Annotated in this window: 14 protein-coding genes; 10 read left to right on the top strand and 4 right to left on the bottom strand. The window is 42.7% G+C overall.

Going from position 1 to position 16,503, the window contains the following annotated elements; all coding sequences use genetic code 11:
• Positions 1-168 precede the first annotated feature (168 nt).
• Together pdxH and C900_RS11115 are read left to right on the top strand one after the other, a co-directional pair.
• Complete coding sequence (gene pdxH / locus C900_RS11110; protein WP_009579956.1) at positions 169-813, top strand: pyridoxamine 5'-phosphate oxidase; 645 nt, start codon at positions 169-171, stop codon at positions 811-813.
• Positions 786-2,066 carry a glycosyltransferase family protein gene (locus C900_RS11115; RefSeq protein ID WP_009579957.1) on the top strand — a complete coding sequence of 427 codons (1,281 nt, stop codon included), beginning with the start codon at positions 786-788 and terminating at the stop codon, positions 2,064-2,066. Before pdxH ends, C900_RS11115 begins: the two co-directional genes overlap by 28 nt.
• A gap of 262 nt (positions 2,067-2,328) precedes the next feature.
• On the opposite strand, the gene C900_RS11120 is transcribed toward C900_RS11115, so the two are convergent.
• From C900_RS11120 to C900_RS11130, 3 genes are read right to left on the bottom strand one after another with little or no spacing between them, the layout of a single operon-like run.
• The gene (locus C900_RS11120; protein WP_009579958.1) at positions 2,329-3,018 is read right to left on the bottom strand and encodes a response regulator transcription factor; all 690 of its coding nucleotides are present in this window, start codon (positions 3,016-3,018) and stop codon (positions 2,329-2,331) included.
• Positions 3,015-4,010: a glycosyltransferase family protein gene (locus C900_RS11125; RefSeq protein ID WP_009579959.1), complete on the bottom strand. Its 996-nt coding sequence runs from the start codon at positions 4,008-4,010 to the stop codon at positions 3,015-3,017. The genes C900_RS11120 and C900_RS11125 overlap by 4 nt, the downstream gene beginning before the upstream one ends.
• Positions 4,007-4,855: a UDP-2,3-diacylglucosamine diphosphatase gene (locus tag C900_RS11130; RefSeq protein WP_009579960.1), complete on the bottom strand. Its 849-nt coding sequence runs from the start codon at positions 4,853-4,855 to the stop codon at positions 4,007-4,009. The genes C900_RS11125 and C900_RS11130 overlap by 4 nt, the downstream gene beginning before the upstream one ends.
• A gap of 216 nt (positions 4,856-5,071) precedes the next feature.
• Here C900_RS11130 and C900_RS11135 point away from each other — a divergent pair, with 216 nt between their 5' ends.
• From C900_RS11135 to dapA, 8 genes are all read left to right on the top strand, one after another.
• Positions 5,072-6,151, top strand: a complete 1,080-nt coding sequence (locus tag C900_RS11135) for an aminotransferase class V-fold PLP-dependent enzyme (protein WP_009579961.1) — start codon at positions 5,072-5,074, stop codon at positions 6,149-6,151.
• A gap of 69 nt (positions 6,152-6,220) precedes the next feature.
• The gene (locus tag C900_RS11140) at positions 6,221-7,141 is read left to right on the top strand and encodes a universal stress protein (RefSeq protein ID WP_009579962.1); all 921 of its coding nucleotides are present in this window, start codon (positions 6,221-6,223) and stop codon (positions 7,139-7,141) included.
• A gap of 304 nt (positions 7,142-7,445) precedes the next feature.
• Positions 7,446-8,684 carry an exodeoxyribonuclease VII large subunit gene (xseA, locus tag C900_RS11145; protein ID WP_009579963.1) on the top strand — a complete coding sequence of 413 codons (1,239 nt, stop codon included), beginning with the start codon at positions 7,446-7,448 and terminating at the stop codon, positions 8,682-8,684.
• Positions 8,681-8,881: an exodeoxyribonuclease VII small subunit gene (xseB, locus tag C900_RS11150; protein WP_009579964.1), complete on the top strand. Its 201-nt coding sequence runs from the start codon at positions 8,681-8,683 to the stop codon at positions 8,879-8,881. Before xseA ends, xseB begins: the two co-directional genes overlap by 4 nt.
• Before the next feature lie 80 nt (positions 8,882-8,961).
• A complete protein-coding gene (locus C900_RS11155) occupies positions 8,962-10,842 on the top strand; it encodes a M1 family metallopeptidase (RefSeq protein WP_009579965.1) in 1,881 nt (626 codons plus the stop codon).
• A gap of 308 nt (positions 10,843-11,150) precedes the next feature.
• Positions 11,151-13,157, top strand: a complete 2,007-nt coding sequence (ligA, locus tag C900_RS11160) for an NAD-dependent DNA ligase LigA (RefSeq protein ID WP_009579966.1) — start codon at positions 11,151-11,153, stop codon at positions 13,155-13,157.
• A gap of 3 nt (positions 13,158-13,160) precedes the next feature.
• Positions 13,161-13,673 (top strand): DUF6913 domain-containing protein, encoded by a 513-nt coding sequence (locus C900_RS11165; protein ID WP_009579967.1) that lies wholly within the window; start codon positions 13,161-13,163, stop codon positions 13,671-13,673.
• Positions 13,673-14,545: a 4-hydroxy-tetrahydrodipicolinate synthase gene (dapA, locus tag C900_RS11170; RefSeq protein ID WP_009579968.1), complete on the top strand. Its 873-nt coding sequence runs from the start codon at positions 13,673-13,675 to the stop codon at positions 14,543-14,545. Before C900_RS11165 ends, dapA begins: the two co-directional genes overlap by 1 nt.
• 287 nt (positions 14,546-14,832) lie before the next feature.
• Here dapA and C900_RS11175 read toward each other — a convergent pair whose 3' ends face one another.
• Positions 14,833-16,491 (bottom strand): alpha-glucosidase, encoded by a 1,659-nt coding sequence (locus C900_RS11175; protein WP_009579969.1) that lies wholly within the window; start codon positions 16,489-16,491, stop codon positions 14,833-14,835.
• Between the last annotated feature and the right edge of the window lie 12 nt (positions 16,492-16,503).

The following is a 16,503-nucleotide window of genomic DNA, read 5'->3' on the forward strand; positions in this document are numbered from 1 at the left end:
AATTCGTATCAGTATCGAGAAATCTCTTGCTCAAGACCAGCGACTCACGACCAGGTACTCATTACAATTTCGTTCAATCCTCAATTAAAAGGAAAAGATTTATTTATTAAAAATCCTTAGCCTAATAATGATCAAAGATTTTAAATTTGACCACAAAAATTAACAGCTATGCAAAAGAGTCTCGCCAACATCAGACTGGAGTATGCCAGACATTCATTAAGTGAACAAGATGTACATCATGATCCCATTGATCAGTTTAAAACCTGGCTTGAAGAAGCCTTAGATGCCAAGGTAACAGAGCCAACAGCTATGAATCTGGCTACCAGCAGCGCGGATGGCATCCCTGCCTCGAGAATAATGCTACTAAAAGAGGTTAACGAAAAGGGGTTTGTATTTTATTCCAACTATCAGAGCAGCAAGGGTAAGCAACTGGAAGCTAATCCCGTATGTGCACTTAACTTTTTCTGGCCGGAGCTGGAGAGGCAGGTACGGGTGCAGGGCACGGTAGAAAAGATCAGTAAAGAAGAATCGGAAAAATATTTCCAGACCCGCCCCAAAAGCAGCCAGATCGGTGCCTGGACCTCTCCTCAAAGTACTGTTATAGAAAGCAGAAAGATCCTCGAAGAACGTGAAGCAGTATTGGCTGAAAAGTATAAAGATCAGGAGGTATTGCCCAAGCCTGAGCAGTGGGGCGGCTACCTGGTGAGGCCTTTTGTAGTAGAATTCTGGCAAGGCAGGCCCAGCAGACTTCACGACAGGATCGTTTATACACTGAAGGATAACTCATGGAAGATCAACAGATTGGCGCCATAAACAACAATCTTTATCTCACCAGATATGCTTATGGGGAACAGCTTATCACTGATCTCCCCCACCCTCAGCTCGACCTCATTGTTACTATTCCCTGCTATAACGAGCCGCAGTTGATCCGCAGTCTGCAATCTCTCAGGCAATGTATCACCGATGCCGTATATACGGAAGTAATCGTGGTGATCAACGAATCCATAGAGGCATCTCCAACTGTTTCGGCCCAAAACAAGCGCACCTTTGAAGAAGCCACGGCATGGGCTGCACTTCATTCTACTGAGTATCTCAGGTTCTATATCCTTTACAAAAACGATCTGCCCGGAAAGCATGCGGGTGTGGGCCTGGCCCGTAAAATAGCCATGGATGAAGCCGTCAGGCGCTTTGAATATTGGAAGAAGCCTGAAGGTGTGATCGTTTGTTTTGACGCTGACAGCATATGCGAAGTCGATTACTTGCAGGCTATCTATAATTTTTTCAGGAAGAACCCACACGCACCCGGCTGTTCAATATATTTCGAACACCCACTGGAGGGCGATTATGAAAAGGATATTTATGAGGCGATTATTGATTACGAACTCTTTCTCAGGTATTATGTGAATGCACTGCGATATGCCGGTTTTCCATATGCCTATGAAACCATTGGTTCGAGTATGGCGGTGAGAAGCGCTGCATACCAAAAGCAGGGTGGAATGAACAGACGCAAAGCTGGCGAAGATTTTTACTTCCTGCACAAGATCATTCCGCTGGGCAATTTTGGTGAAATAAACAATACACGCGTGATCCCTTCACCAAGGCGGTCAGATCGTGTACCTTTCGGAACCGGCAAGGCAGTCAATGACTGGTTGGTCAGTCGGCAATTGCACACCTATGCACCTGAAATTTTCGAGGACCTGAAGCAATTCCTGGATACGGTCGCCAACCTGTATCAAGTAACCCCAAAGGCCTTTTTTGATCTGATGCAATCTCTTCCAGAGTCACTCAGAGGGTTTCTTCAAAGCAATGATATTGAGAATCATGTAGAAAGGATCAATCGCCATTCAGCATCTCCTGAAACCTTTTCAAGACATTTTTTTCAATGGTTTGACGGTTTCAAAGTATTAAAGTATATCCATTTTGCTCGTGATCAATACTACGCTAACGTTCCTGTGGCAATAGCGGCAACACAACTATTCGAGAAACTGGGCCTCACCGTGCCAACTTCAAGCCGGGACCTCTTGCTGGCTTACCGCGAAAGAGATCGGAATCCCGCTCACCCATAATATGCAATTCCAATTCGTAATTCATAAATCGTAAATCAATGCGGTTACGTTAAGGGCTGTCATCCCGATGAAAGAGGGAACTTACTAAGAATATGTGGATAAAAGTCTTAGTAAGATACCTCCAAAGTCGGCATGACAAACCTTTTTATTGAAGTCAGTCCCTGGCTTGCATGGGATTGGATTCCTGAGGGCAAGCTCGGGACTGGCGAGATGACTGTACGCCTTATAGATTCGTAAATCGTAAATCAAAAATCGTAAATCACTATGAGGTTACCAGCTTATACTGCCCCTTATTCGTCCTGGTAATCAGGTGCGTACCTACCTTTTGACAGATACTGGCTATGTATGCATCGACAGACTTGCTGAATATATAGACGTCTGACCCCCATATGTTATTGAGCAGACTATTTTGTGTGATGACCTTTTTTGGATTTTGAGCAAAAAAATACAGCAATTCAAATTCATCTTTTGGCAGAATAATTACCCTGTTCTTGTAGGAGATCATGTTTTTATCCCGCTCAAGCGAAAGATCTCCCAAATGGATCTTCTTTATCCTCTTGCTGATCACCAGGTCCTTTTTTAATACTGTAGATACCTTGTGCATCAAAGCCCTGAGTCCGGTAATTTTTTCTATGTAGTCATCACCCCCTGTTCCTAAAGCCAGCGACTGCAGACCTTTGTCCGACTTAGCGGTAAGAAAGAATATATAGGTCTTGTTAAAATCCGGGATCTCTCTTAACATCTTGCACACATCTATCCCGTTAACCTCAGGCATCATGATATCCAGTATGATCAGGTCCGGTTGAAATTTCCTGGCGACCTCCAGAGATTTAGAGGCTTTGCGCTCTACCATTACTTCATACCCTTCCTTTTTCAGGTTGTATTTCAGCAGGTCAAGTATGTCTTTATCATCGTCTATGATCAATATTTTATGAGATATTTCTCTACTCATTTTCCCACCTCCGTTTCTATAACACCAGCCACAATTTTTTCCAATTCGTCAGGATAGTTTACCTGGATCGCTTCTCCGTCTTTCACCCAATTCTTTATCTTTTCAATGGATGAGCCTTTTAGTTTTTTTACTACCGGAATGCCCATTTCCTGAAGAGCAGCGGCATTGCAATGTTGCTCATACTGACCACGCATCGGTATCACCATAAGCTTTTTCCCTAAAAACAAAGCCTCGGCAGGTGTTTCAAAGCCAGCACCACACAGCACCCCTTCCGAGGAAACCATGCTCTTCACGAAAGCCTGGTTGCTGACCGGAGATAAATTGATATTTCCGATTTCATAGGCTTTCTGACTATGTTTGGAGAATACCTCCCATTTCACACTCCTCACCTGGCTCAGTATTTCAATAATTCTATGGTCGCTATAGGCCGGTAAATAGACGGTGTAATGCCCGTGGTTTTGCACATCCATACTCCTGATAGCCTTCCTGATCACCGGGGTGTGGATGTTGCTGTCAAAGGCATTGAAATGGAAACCATAGTGCTTAGAAGCTGGGGCATAGTTTTTCAATATCATTTTACCCACTACATCTTTTGACTTAGGTTTTGGGCATTTATCTGACAACAAAGCGCTTTGGTGGCTAAGCGCCACACACTTTTTCCCGTTTAACTTTGCAGACCAGGCGGTAATGGGTTCGAAGTCGTTGATGATCAGATCGTAATTATCGATGGGAAAGTCCCGGACCTCTCTGTAGAGCGTTGTTGAAGAATTGTTGGTAAAGGTTTTTAAAAAATTGATCCCTCCATTTTTTCCGAAATAAAAGCTCAGACCCTTTGACTTGTACCTTACGGTTTGTGGCAAGGCTATATCTACTTGCGCTCCACTCACCAGGTAGTCCACCTGTCCATATTTTTCGAGTTCCGGGGCTACATCCATAGCCCTGCTGATATGACCATTGCCGGTACCCTGGATGGCATATAAAATACGTGTCATTTTACCATTAAAAATTCGTTGATCATGTCTTTAAAAATATCTTCATTATTGAGAGAGGCTTTTCCCCGTTTGCTCAGTTTTACCGTTTTTGCTACCATATCAGTAGAAAAGTTGTAAATGTTCCACTCTTTATTGCTATACTCCAGCGCAGTGAGGTTTTCAACCCAGTCACCGGAATTTAAGTACACCACCTCCCCTTTCTCTGTTCGAATAGTTCGTATGTCAGGGTGATGTATGTGTCCGCACAATACATAATCATATCCATTGCTAATGGCTATGTCTGCGGCAGTGGTTTCAAAATCATTGATGAACTTCACAGCGGATTTTACACTGTCTTTTATTCTTTTAGATAAGGATATTTTCCCTCTGCCAAGGGTTTTTAATATAAAATTGGCGAATGTATTGACGAGTATTAAGGTATCATAGCCGATGGCGCCGAGCCTGGCCAGCCATTTGGAATACTGCATGGTAACATCAAAAACGTCACCATGAAAGATCCAGGCTTTTTTGCCATCCAGTTCCAGTACGATCTTATTTTCAATAGAAAAGCCCCCCAGTTTAAAACCAACAAACTTGCGCAGCATTTCATCATGATTACCAGTGATATACACCACCTCTGTTCCTTTGCTCAGCATACTGGTAATGTATTTGATGATCTGCATATGGGCATTAGGCCAATAGCGTTTGCTAAACTGCCAGATGTCTATAATGTCGCCATTAAGAATGATCTTTTTTGGCCTGATTGTTTTGAGGTAGCGGAGCAGGTCTTCGGCATGACAGCCGTAGGTGCCCAGGTGTACATCTGATATTACTACTACATCTACGGGGCGTTTATATTCCTTCATGAAAAGTAAAGTGAAAAAAGATACCCTAAAAAGTTTTATTTCAACCTAAACCCATAGGGTATCTTTATAAAACCCATACGATACAAATGTAGGTAGTGACTATTACTCTAAATTGTCCCCGGGGTTAAGCTACCATTACGAATAATCACACTTATATTATTTCAATATGAAATGTGTTAACTAATTTTGGCGTCAGTTTAAAGCATCACACTGATTATGAGAAAATTCTACTTCACTCCTGGTCCTTCGCAACTATACTTTACTGTTGAAGAACATATAAAGACAGCTTTAAAAGAGAGCGTACCATCCTTATCTCATCGTGGTAGAGCGTATGAAAATATACATGCTGCTGCTGTTGAGGGTGTACGCCAGCTACTGCAACTACCGGCAGACTACCATGTCTTTTTTACTTCATCTGCAACAGAGGTCTGGGAAAGGATCATACAGAACCTGGTCCGTACTGAATCTTTTCATTTTGTAAATGGGGCTTTTTCCAAACGTTTTCATGAAATCGCGCAAAACTATAACATCAATGCGCTGTCCAATGAAGTGAAAGAAGGGCTGGTGGTGGATGTGGAAAAGCTGCTCATCCCCGAAACGACAGAGCTGATTGCGATTACCCAGAATGAAACCAGTACAGGCGCAGCCCAGCCTGTCGAGGATATTTATACTATAAGAAAGGCGTTTCCAAATCAGTTGATTGCGGTAGATGTGGTATCGTCCACTCCTTATATCAACATTGACTATTCGCTGGTAGACACCGCTTACTTTTCCGTACAAAAGTGCTTCGGTTTGCCGGCTGGTCTGGGGGTATGGGTGGTCAACAACAGGTGCTTTGAAAAGGCGGAGAAACTGATGAATGAAGGGCTGGTTATAGGGTCTTACCACAGCCTTCCGGCTTTAATGGAAAAAGCTGCAAAAAATCAAACTCCTGAGACACCAAATGTATTGGGAGTATATTTATTAGGTAAAGTAGCCGAAGATATGCTAAAAAAAGGCATAGATCAGATCAGACGTGAAACAGAGTATAAAGCAGCAGTACTGTACCAGGCCTTTGATCAGTCACCCGTGCTATCGGCTTTTGTCTCCAACCGGGAACACCAATCTAAGACCACGCTTGTAGCAAAAAGTACTAACCCAAGCGCTGGCATTATTTCAAAACTTTCAGAAAAAGGACTTGTTATTGGCAGTGGATACAGCAAATTTAAGGAGCAGCATATCCGGATTGCCAACTTCCCCACCCACTCCAAAGAGCAGGTGGAAATGCTGGCTGATGAATTAATTAAAATTGAATAAGAAATTAAGTGGTAATATTATTTTTATAGTATTACTTTGGCCTAATTTTGCAGGCGCAATCGTAAACCTATGGAACCATTTAAGAATTTATTAGTAGGACTTGACACTTCAGAACTAGACCCCACCCTGGTTAAATATGCTTCATTTCTGGTTGACCATACCTCTGCCGAAAAAGTGACATTTGTTAACATTATCCGCAACCTGAATATCCCCAAGGAGGTAAAAAAGGAATTTCCGGATATTATAGAAAATGCCATTAGTGAGCGTAAAAACAAGATCAAGGAGGTGGTGAGAGCCAACTTTCAGCCTAAGAAGAAGGTAAAGGTCACTTATCTGGTCAAAAAAGGGCAGCCACCCATGCTATTGGAGCTGGCTGAGAAGGCTAAAACCGACCTGATCATTATAGGTCAGAAAAAAACGCTGCCTGGCACAGGGGTAACAACAGTACGTCTGGCAAGAAGGGCCAGTTGCAACCTGCTGATCGTTCCTGAAAATGCCGAACCAAAAGTCGATAAATTCCTGGTTCCCATTGACTTCTCCAACTACTCCAAGCTGGCGCTTGAGCAAACAATCGATTTTGCAGTACGAACCGGTGGTAAAGGAGAGATTATATGTCAAAACGTTTACAGTGTTCCTACGGGCTATCACTACACAGGAAAGTCATTCGAAGACTTTGCTGAAATAATGAAGAAGAATGCTAAGGAAGCGTTTGATAAATTCTTCAAAAAGATCAATCCCCGTGGTATAAAAATTACCGATGTCTACTCTTTAGATACCAATGACAATCTGGCAAGCGATATCTATGACCTTGCGGCAGAGGTCAAGCCGGATGTCATTATTATCGGGGCCAAAGGAAGAACTGCCGCGGCCGCCTTATTCCTGGGTAGCCTTGCAGAAAAGATGGTTCATGACAACATGAAAGACCCACTGCTCATCGTAAGGTTTAAAGGGAAAAATGCCGGCTTGATAGAAACACTTAGAGAAATTTGAAATCCTTCCCGGGTTATCAACGCATGCTAAATTGTTGCAGCTTGGCAAAGGGTTAAAACGGCAGTCAACACGTCCAGGTAATTCTATAGAATGCTTGAATATGGCGGAAGGCTTTCGGGTTATAAATAGTACCCGTGAACTTAGTAAGATTCTTCGTGCCTTCCCGAGGCAAGTTAGGCAAGTTCGGGACAGACAGAAGGACCTTAAAAAGAGGTTTTTAGGTTATTTTTTGGATACCGAATACAATTTAATCGGTTCTACTATATCGAACTCACCTTAATTAGATAATTTTGATGTTCTTAATATGGAACATCTAACCTTATTTGGCCTTAACAAACTCATCAGAGAAACACTGGATACTCAACTCGACCCATCATACTGGGTGATTGCTGAAATAGGCGAAATGCGTACCAATCAAAATGGCCACTGCTACCTGGAGCTGCTGGAAAAAGAGGATGACCGTGTGATAGCAAAAATGAGGGGAACCATCTGGGCTTACACCTATCGAAACCTCTCCACCTGGTTTGAAGGCATTACCGGACAGCCTTTGCGGCCAGGACTTAAGGTACTATGCAATGTAGCGGTTCAGTTTCATGAATTGTATAGCATCAGTGTCAATATCAAAGACATAGATGCCAATTACACCTTGGGTGAGCGCGCACAACGCAGAAAAAAGATCGTAGAACAACTGATCAAGGATGGTGTATATGATATGAACAGGGAGCATCGCCTGCCAATAGCTCCTCAACGTATAGCCGTTATCAGCTCTCCCACTGCAGCCGGTTTCGGTGATTTCATGGACCAGTTGCACAACAACAGTTATGGCTATACTTTTCATGTAAAGCTGTTTAAAGCGTTGATGCAGGGAGAGAAAGCCTGTGGCTCCATGATCAACGCTATGCTGCAGGTGCACCAGGGTATGCAAGACTACGATGCTCTGATCATAATCAGAGGTGGTGGCAGCCAGATAGATCTTGATTGCTTTGATGATTATGAACTTGCCTCTCACATAGCGCAGTTTCCTCTGCCCGTTATCACCGGTATTGGTCATGAGCGCGATGAAACTATTGCCGACATGGTGGCACATACCAGAATGAAAACACCAACTGCTGTAGCTGAATTTTTGATCAGCGGTATCAGGGCCTTCGAAGAGCAACTGGACGACTACTATGCCCGGATCTACCACCACACCCGTAATGTGCTTAACCTTCAAAACCAGAAGCTAAGCACCCTCGGATATCACCTGAAAGCCATCAGCCGTGAAAAAATGGCCCAGGCCGAATACAAGTTGAATAACTGTACAGATCAACTCCGAAGAGGATATAAAGATTTTATCGCCAGCCAGTCCAGGCAGTTGGACCTGGCTGAAAAATCATTACAACTGCTTGATCCTCAAGCTATTTTACGCAGGGGTTATAGTATTACTACCGTTAACGGCAAACTTTTGAGCAAAAGTGAGGTTAAATCAGGAGACGAATTAACCACGGAAACCGCTGATAAAATAATTACCAGTAAAGTTGAAAGTCACAAAGATAAGAAATGAGCAATAAGTACGTCACCTACAAAGAATCATTAGAAGAAATAGAAAACATCATTCAGAAGATAGAAAGTGGTGAGCCCGACATTGATGAGCTTTCGGCACTTGTTAAACGTGCCGCAACACTAATAAAGGAATGCAAAAAGAAGCTTAGAAGAACCGAGGAGGACCTTTCTCAAACTCTCGGGGAGCTGGAGGATTGACCATCCTTCACAATCAGGTTTGATTATAACATCAAATTTGATATTTTGGTCGCTATTCAGAACATATTAAAAACCTATATATGCACACTTACAAAAGATGGATACTTAGTATTTTGCTGGTCTTGCCTTTTGCCGCAGCGGCCCAACCCACTTCCACAGGCTATTGGCAGCAAAGGGCAGAATACACCATGGAAATCGATATGGATGTGAATACTCACCGGTTTAAAGGCAAGCAAAAGCTGGTCTACCATAACAACTCTCCTGATACCCTTACAAAAGCTTACTACCACCTTTATTATAATGCTTTTCAGCCGGGAAGTATGATGGACGTCAGATCTCTTAATATAGAGGATCCGGACAGAAGAGTGGGCGACCGTATTTCTCAATTGAAGGACAATGAGATCGGCTATCAGCACATCAACTCCCTGAAGCAAGATGGTAAAAATGTTTCTTACCGTATTGATGGCACTATCCTCGAGGTAACATTGAACAAACCTATACTACCGGGAGCCAAGACTACTTTCGATATGGACTTTGAAGCTCAGGTGCCGCTTCAGATCAGGAGAACAGGACGAGATAGTGACGAAGGTATCTCCTACTCTATGACCCAGTGGTATCCTAAGTTAAGCGAGTACGACTACCTCGGTTGGCATACCAACCCATACATCGGCAGGGAATTCCATGGAGTTTGGAGCGATTTTGATGTTAAGATCACCATTGATCCCAACTATATCATTGGAGGAACAGGATACTTACAAAACCCACAAAAAACAGGATATGGTTATCAGAAGGAAGGCACAGAGGTGAACAAATCGGATAAGCCTCTTACCTGGCACTTCAAAGCGCCTAATGTACATGATTTTGCATGGGCAGCAGATCCTGATTACAAGCATACGACCGCGCAGGTACCTGGTGGTCCTACTCTTCACTTTCTGTACCAGGAAACCGAAGGGAATAGAGAAAACTGGGCAAAGCTTCCTGAGTTAATGGTCAAGGCCATCCAATTTCTAAACGATAACTTTGGAAAGTATCCATACGATCAATACACCTTCATCCAGGGTGGTGACGGAGGTATGGAATATCCTATGGCTACGCTGATCACCGGAAACAGAAATTTTAACAGTCTGCTTGGGGTTGCCATACATGAGCTACTTCATAGTTGGTACCAGGGGGTGCTGGCGACCAATGAAAGTCTTTATCCGTGGATGGATGAAGGTTTTACCTCTTATGCCTCTGACGTGGTGATAAAGCACCTGCTAGACCCTGACAGTGACAGGAACCCCCATGCAGGGTCGTATCAGGGCTATTTCTTTATGGCCAATAGTGGCAAAGAAGAGCCGCTGACTACTCATGCTGATATGTATCACTCCAACCGCTCGTATGGTATCAACTCCTACTCCAAAGGCGCTGTATTCCTGCATCAGTTGAGTTATGTCATTGGACAGGAAACTTTTATGAAAGGCATGAAAAGGTATTTTAATACCTGGAAGTTCAAACATCCTACCTCTATTGATTTTATTCGTATTATGGAGAAGGTTTCAGACATACAACTTGATTGGTACCTGGAAAAATTCGTTTACACTACTGATCAGATAGACTACGGAATAAAGACCGTCATTGGAAGTGATGATGCTACCTATGTTACGCTGGAGCGTATTGGCGAAATGATGATGCCTGTTGACCTGTATGTAGAATATGAAGATGGCTCAAAAGAGATCCATTATATCCCGCTAAAGATCATGAGAGGCGCTAAAGAGGTGGAAAATATGGATGTGCAGCGTATTACCAAAGAAGCCTGGCCCTGGACGCATCCCGAATATATTTTAAAGATCAATAACCGTGCATCAAAGATTAAAAGCATTGAGATAGATCCAACCGATAGAATGGCGGATATTGATCGGTCTAATAATAGCATAGTACTGAGTGAAAAAATGAAAGCTTTTCAGCATACCACTAAATAACTGGTACTAAGTAGTGTCTGAAAGAAAACGTCAATGTCCGTGTGCACACGTTCCAAAAATACTCTCGTACCTCAGTACGAGCCACTTTTTGAAACTTCTCCACGCTTTGTCGGGAACGTTTTCGTACAAACACTAAATAAGTTATGCGGAAGACCCTACTAAGAAATTTGCATTGAGCACCTTAGTAGGATCTTTTTTCATCGCACTACTCCGCTTCCTCTGGGTTACATGATCATTTCAAGGCTGCAAAATAAGACCTTCCATTTTATACATTCTTTGATTAGATTTACGGCTTTTACAAGTACGACATGACTAAGGAAGAAGCACATCAAGAAATAGCCGAACTTACCAAAAAGATCAACTACTATAACGAGCAATATTATCTTCATGATACCTCAGAAATATCTGATTATGAATTTGATATGCTTCTGGAGAAGCTTATCAAGCTTGAAGATCAATTTCCGGAATATAAATATCCCGACTCTCCCAGTCAGCGTGTAGGAGGAACGGTAACCAAAGCGTTTGATACCGTATATCATAAGACCCCGATGCTCTCCCTGAGCAATAGCTACTCAAAAGAAGAGTTGGAAGATTTTGATCGCAGGGTGGCAAAGGGACTACAAGGACAATCTTACGAATATTTTTGTGAGCTAAAATTTGACGGTGTCGCTCTCAGTTTGACCTATGAAAATGGCGTTCTGGTCCGTGGTGTCACCAGAGGTGATGGTGTGCGTGGTGATGATATTACCAATAATGTCAAAACAATAAGAAGTATTCCTCTAAGATTAAAAGGTGATTATCCACTGGAATTTGAGGCCCGTGGTGAAGCATTCATGCCGAATCACGTGTTTGTGCGGTTAAACAAAGATCGTATAGAAGTTGGCGAAGAGCCCTATGCCAATGCCAGAAACACTACCTCAGGAACCTTAAAAATGCAGGATTCCGCTGCTGTAGCAAAACGGAAGCTAGATTGCTACCTGTACTCAATGGCAGGTGAGAATATTGGTGTAAAAACTCACTCCGAAGCGATAGAAAAACTCATAAAACTGGGATTCAACGTATCAAAAACTTTTCGAAAATGTACTAATATCGGAGAAGTGCTGGACTACATCAATGAATGGGAACACAAAAGACTTGAGCTTCCATTGATCACTGATGGTATTGTTATAAAGGTGAACAGCATCGCCCAGCAGGAGCAGCTCGGCTTCACAGCCAAAAGTCCGAGATGGGCAATGGCATATAAATACAAGTCGGAAAATGCTGTTACTACATTGAAAGGCATTACCTACCAGGTGGGCCGAACAGGCGCCATCACACCAGTGGCTGAACTGGAACCCGTCTTGCTTGCCGGAACTACAGTCAAAAGAGCTTCTTTGCACAATGCTAATGAAATTCAGCGGCTCGACCTTCGTGTGGGGGATATGGTGTTCGTGGAAAAGGGTGGCGAGATCATTCCTAAAGTAACAGGTGTGGATCTGACTGCCCGCACTCCTGAATTGAAGCCGGTCAACTATATCAAGAGGTGTCCTGCATGTGGCAGCGAATTGGATCGTTATGAAGGAGAAGCCGTACACTACTGTCGGAACACGAAAGGTTGTCCGCCTCAGATCAAGGGCCGCATAGAACACTTCATCCAACGAAAGGCCATGGATATCAACTCCTTGGGAGAAAGAACAATACACCTGCTTTATGAAAAAGGACTGGTAAAAAGCCCGGCCGACCTGTATGATCTTAGTTTTGATGATGTCTATCAACTGGAAGGCTTTAAAGAGCTTAGCTCCAATAACCTGTTAAAAGGGATAGAGCTGTCAAAAGATACCCCTTTCGCGAATGTCTTGTTTGCATTGGGTATTCGATACGTAGGCAAAACAGTGGCGGAAAAATTAGCTTCTCATTTTAAGAATATTGACAATATAATTGTTGCAGACTTTGACACACTGATAGCAGTACCTGAAATTGGAGAAAGGATAGCATCCAGCATTATCCGGTTCTTCGAAGATCCATCTAATGTTGAAGAAGTAGAGCGTTTGAAAGCTGCGGGGGTGAGTATGGAAGTAGCTGAAAGTGAGAATACTCAGGTGTCTGATGTTTTGGAAGGAAAAACTTTCGTAATTTCGGGAGTCTTTGATAACTATAGCCGGGATGAATTAAAGGCTGCTATTCAGGATCATGGAGGAAAGGTTATTTCTGCCATTTCCGGCAGGCTTGATTACTTGGTGGCAGGAGATAAAATGGGGCCGGCAAAAAGGGAAAAAGCTGAGCAACTGGGGGTAAATATCATTTCCGAAGCCGAATTTGATGCTTTGATAAAGTAGGGTATGCTGAACAAGAAAATACTTTCTTACAAAACCAGATCACTGGTAACGAATAATACAGTCGTTCGTAGAAGTATCAGCTATAGCGAGGCTCGGAGCATTGGTATTATTTTCTCCATAGAAGACCTTAAAAAGCATGAAACAATAAAAAAATTCATCAAACAACTGGAAAAAGATGGTAAAAAGACCCAGGTGTTAGCTTTTTTACCAAAGGGGCACCAAAATTTTGAATTTCTTTTTGACTTTTTTACTGTAAAAGATATTTCCTTCTGGGGTAACTTTACAGCAAGTCAGGTGATGGAGTTCGCTCAAAAACCGTTTGATTTTCTCTTTTATATGGATACCGTAAGCAACCCCCTCATCAAGAACATACTTGCTATGAGTAAGGCCAGGTGCAGGATTGGGAAGTTTGATGATGAAAACAGCGCTGTTTGCGAATTAATGATCCAGACAACTAATGGTAGCACACAGGAGCTGGCTAGTGAAATGTACAGATATACAAAATTGTTAAGCTAATGTTGAAGTTGCATGGAACGGGCGTAGCATTGGTTACTCCCTTCGAGAACAGTGGAAAAGTAGACTATGATGGCCTGAATAACCTGCTGAAGTTCACAGCGGAAAAGGGCACGGATTATTATGTAGTTCAAGGTACTACCGGAGAGTCAGCCACGGTGACCTCGGGTGAGAAAGCCGACATTCTCAAATTTGTCAAAGAAAATAACCCTCACAAGCTTCCCATCGTCTACGGCATTGGTGGCAACAATACCCAGGCTGTTATTGATACTATAAAACATACAGATCTCAGTGGAGTTGATGCTATTCTATCAGTTAGCCCTTATTATAACAAACCATCCCAAGAGGGTATATATCAGCATTATATGGCAATAGCAGACCAGTCTCCGGTTCCTGTTATCCTATACAATGTACCGGGAAGAACAGCTTCCAATATCAGCGCAGCTACTACTTTACGCCTGGCAAAGCATAAAAATATTATTGGTGTAAAGGAAGCCTCCGGAAACTTGGAACAAATCATGCTGATCAGTCGCGACAAACAGGATGATTTCATGCTAATATCAGGTGACGATATGCTCACGGTACCGTTGTACTCTATGGGCGCAGTTGGTGTTATTTCTGTTTTAGCCAATGCGTTTGCCGATGTATTTAAAATGATGAAAGACGCTGCTTTTAATAATGACTTCAGGAAAGCCTCTGAGGCAGCTTTTCAGCTATTGGACATTAATCCGTTGATGTATGTGGAGAGCAACCCGGTAGGCATTAAACAGGTGCTAAAGATGATGGGTGTTTGCGATAACCACGTCAGGCTTCCGTTAGTGGCAGCCTCCGATGAGTTACAACAGCAGATCGCCAGAGGTTTGCAGCCATTTTGAATAAGGAAAAAGTGGTGTGAAGCCGATTTGTGGATAGGAGGTGCGCTTTATTAGTCTTAGTAAGTTTCTTCACTATCGTTCAGAATGCCCTAAATGAAGACCATTCTAGGTTTTCCAACTATGACACTCGCCACCAAGCTAGTCACCCTGAGGAACGAAGGGTCTTCCTCAGTTCGGGGTATAACTTCTATTCTTTGTTTTGGGTTTAGGATACTTTTTCAATAGTTTAGGTACGTCTAAATTAGATATAATTTTACTTGAATTATATTTATGCAAAATGATTAAAATCAGCTATTTATAACTTCAAATATCTTTGCTTCCCAGGGTCTCAGCCACATGCTTTTGTTCCTTGTATTGTAGTTATTGATTTTTAACTCCAGCCTGCCTTTTATTTCTTCTTGGTATTCTATTTCATGATCAGTGAAGTTCAGCAGTATGAGGAAATGCTTCTGGTCATCCCATCGCTCGTAAACAAAAAGATTCGGATCTTCTTTCAGGTGGCATTTGTAGTCGCCATAGACCAAGGCAGGATTGCTCTTCCTGAAACGGATCATCTTTCTATAATAGTTCAGAATAGAATCAGGATCTTCTTCCTGACTGGCCACATTAATATTGTTATAGTTGGGGTTTACTTTTATCCAGGGTTGTTCCAGTGAAAAGCCTCCATATGTACTATCATCCCATTGCATCGGTGTACGTGCATTGTCTCTGCTGTTCAGGTGTACGATCTTCAGGAAATCATCCATTGGTCTGCCTGCTGCCTCGGCTTCTTTCCAACTGTTAAGCGTTTCTATATCCCTATAGTCTTCTATCGAGAGGTGTGCTACATTGGTCATGCCGATCTCATCGCCCTGATAGGTATAGGTGGTGCCTCGAAGTGATAGCAGTAAGGTGGCTAACAGCTTGGCAGACTCCTTCCAATATTCCCTGTCGTTGCCAAACCTGGATACAATGCGAGGGAAATCATGATTACCAAGAAAGATGCTGCCCCAACCATCTTCTTTGAGTAATTCGTCCCATTCATTGAACACCCTTTTGAAATCAGGCAATAGCCACTGTATCTTATCGTACTTACCGCCGGGCCCATTGTCAATGAACATATGCCCGAAATGAAAGATCATATTCAGTTGCCCTCTTGACTCACCAACATATTCAGCGCCATTGGCCAGATCGATACCCGGCCCCTCGCCCACTGTCATGATATCATACTCACAAAGCACTCTGTCATGCATTTCCTTCAAAAACTCATGTACACGCGGACCATTGGCATAGTACCTGGTGATGATCTCATTGAATTGATTAATATCAGCATCAGGGAAATCTATTCTTTTGGAGATAAGGGAGATCACATCCATTCGGAAGCCATCTATTCCCTTGTCGAACCAGAATCTCATGATATCATAGATCTCCTGCCTTACCTTTGGATTCTCCCAATTGAGATCAGGCTGTTTTTTTGAAAACAGGTGCAGGTAGTATTCCTCAGTAATTTCATCATATTGCCAAACACTGCCTCCAAAAAATGAAGGCCAGTTATTGGGTGGTCCACCCTGATAACCGGGTCTCCAATAATAGTAGTCTCTATAAGGGTTATCTTTTGACTTACGCGACTCCTGAAACCAGAAATGCTCGTCAGAACTGTGATTGGGTACCAGGTCCATTACCAGCTTCATGTCCCGCAGGTGTACTTCGGTTAGTAACTTGTCGAAGTCAGTCATAGTCCCGAATTCATTCATAATATCGCGGTAGTCGCTGATATCGTATCCATTATCGTCATTTGGAGATTTATAAACAGGACAAACCCATATCACATCTACCCCCAGCGAGCTGATATAATCCAGCTTTTCTATAATGCCAGGGATATCACCAATACCATCTTTATTTGAATCTTTAAAACTTCTGGGATATATCTGGTATACTATGCTTTCCTTCCACCAGTTTTTTTTCATACAGTATCAATG

Origin of the sequence: Fulvivirga imtechensis AK7 (assembly GCF_000331535.1) — a bacterium.
GTDB classification, from domain to species: Bacteria; Bacteroidota; Bacteroidia; order Cytophagales; family Cyclobacteriaceae; genus Fulvivirga; species Fulvivirga imtechensis.

Bases quoted from the DNA above. Each gene is read 5' to 3' on its own strand.
- xseB (WP_009579964.1), top strand. From the start codon at position 8,681: ATGAGCAATAAGTACGTCACCTACAAAGAATCATTAGAAGAAATAGAA.
- C900_RS11165 (WP_009579967.1), top strand. From the start codon at position 13,161: ATGCTGAACAAGAAAATACTTTCTTACAAAACCAGATCACTGGTAACG.
- pdxH (WP_009579956.1), top strand. From the start codon at position 169: ATGCAAAAGAGTCTCGCCAACATCAGACTGGAGTATGCCAGACATTCA.
- C900_RS11175 (WP_009579969.1), bottom strand. From the start codon at position 16,491: ATGAAAAAAAACTGGTGGAAGGAAAGCATAGTATACCAGATATATCCC.
- C900_RS11135 (WP_009579961.1), top strand. From the start codon at position 5,072: ATGAGAAAATTCTACTTCACTCCTGGTCCTTCGCAACTATACTTTACT.
- C900_RS11115 (WP_009579957.1), top strand. From the start codon at position 786: ATGGAAGATCAACAGATTGGCGCCATAAACAACAATCTTTATCTCACC.
- C900_RS11130 (WP_009579960.1), bottom strand. From the start codon at position 4,855: ATGAAGGAATATAAACGCCCCGTAGATGTAGTAGTAATATCAGATGTA.
- xseA (WP_009579963.1), top strand. From the start codon at position 7,446: ATGGAACATCTAACCTTATTTGGCCTTAACAAACTCATCAGAGAAACA.
- C900_RS11120 (WP_009579958.1), bottom strand. From the start codon at position 3,018: ATGAGTAGAGAAATATCTCATAAAATATTGATCATAGACGATGATAAA.
- dapA (WP_009579968.1), top strand. From the start codon at position 13,673: ATGTTGAAGTTGCATGGAACGGGCGTAGCATTGGTTACTCCCTTCGAG.
- C900_RS11155 (WP_009579965.1), top strand. From the start codon at position 8,962: ATGCACACTTACAAAAGATGGATACTTAGTATTTTGCTGGTCTTGCCT.
- C900_RS11125 (WP_009579959.1), bottom strand. From the start codon at position 4,010: ATGACACGTATTTTATATGCCATCCAGGGTACCGGCAATGGTCATATC.
- ligA (WP_009579966.1), top strand. From the start codon at position 11,151: ATGACTAAGGAAGAAGCACATCAAGAAATAGCCGAACTTACCAAAAAG.
- C900_RS11140 (WP_009579962.1), top strand. From the start codon at position 6,221: ATGGAACCATTTAAGAATTTATTAGTAGGACTTGACACTTCAGAACTA.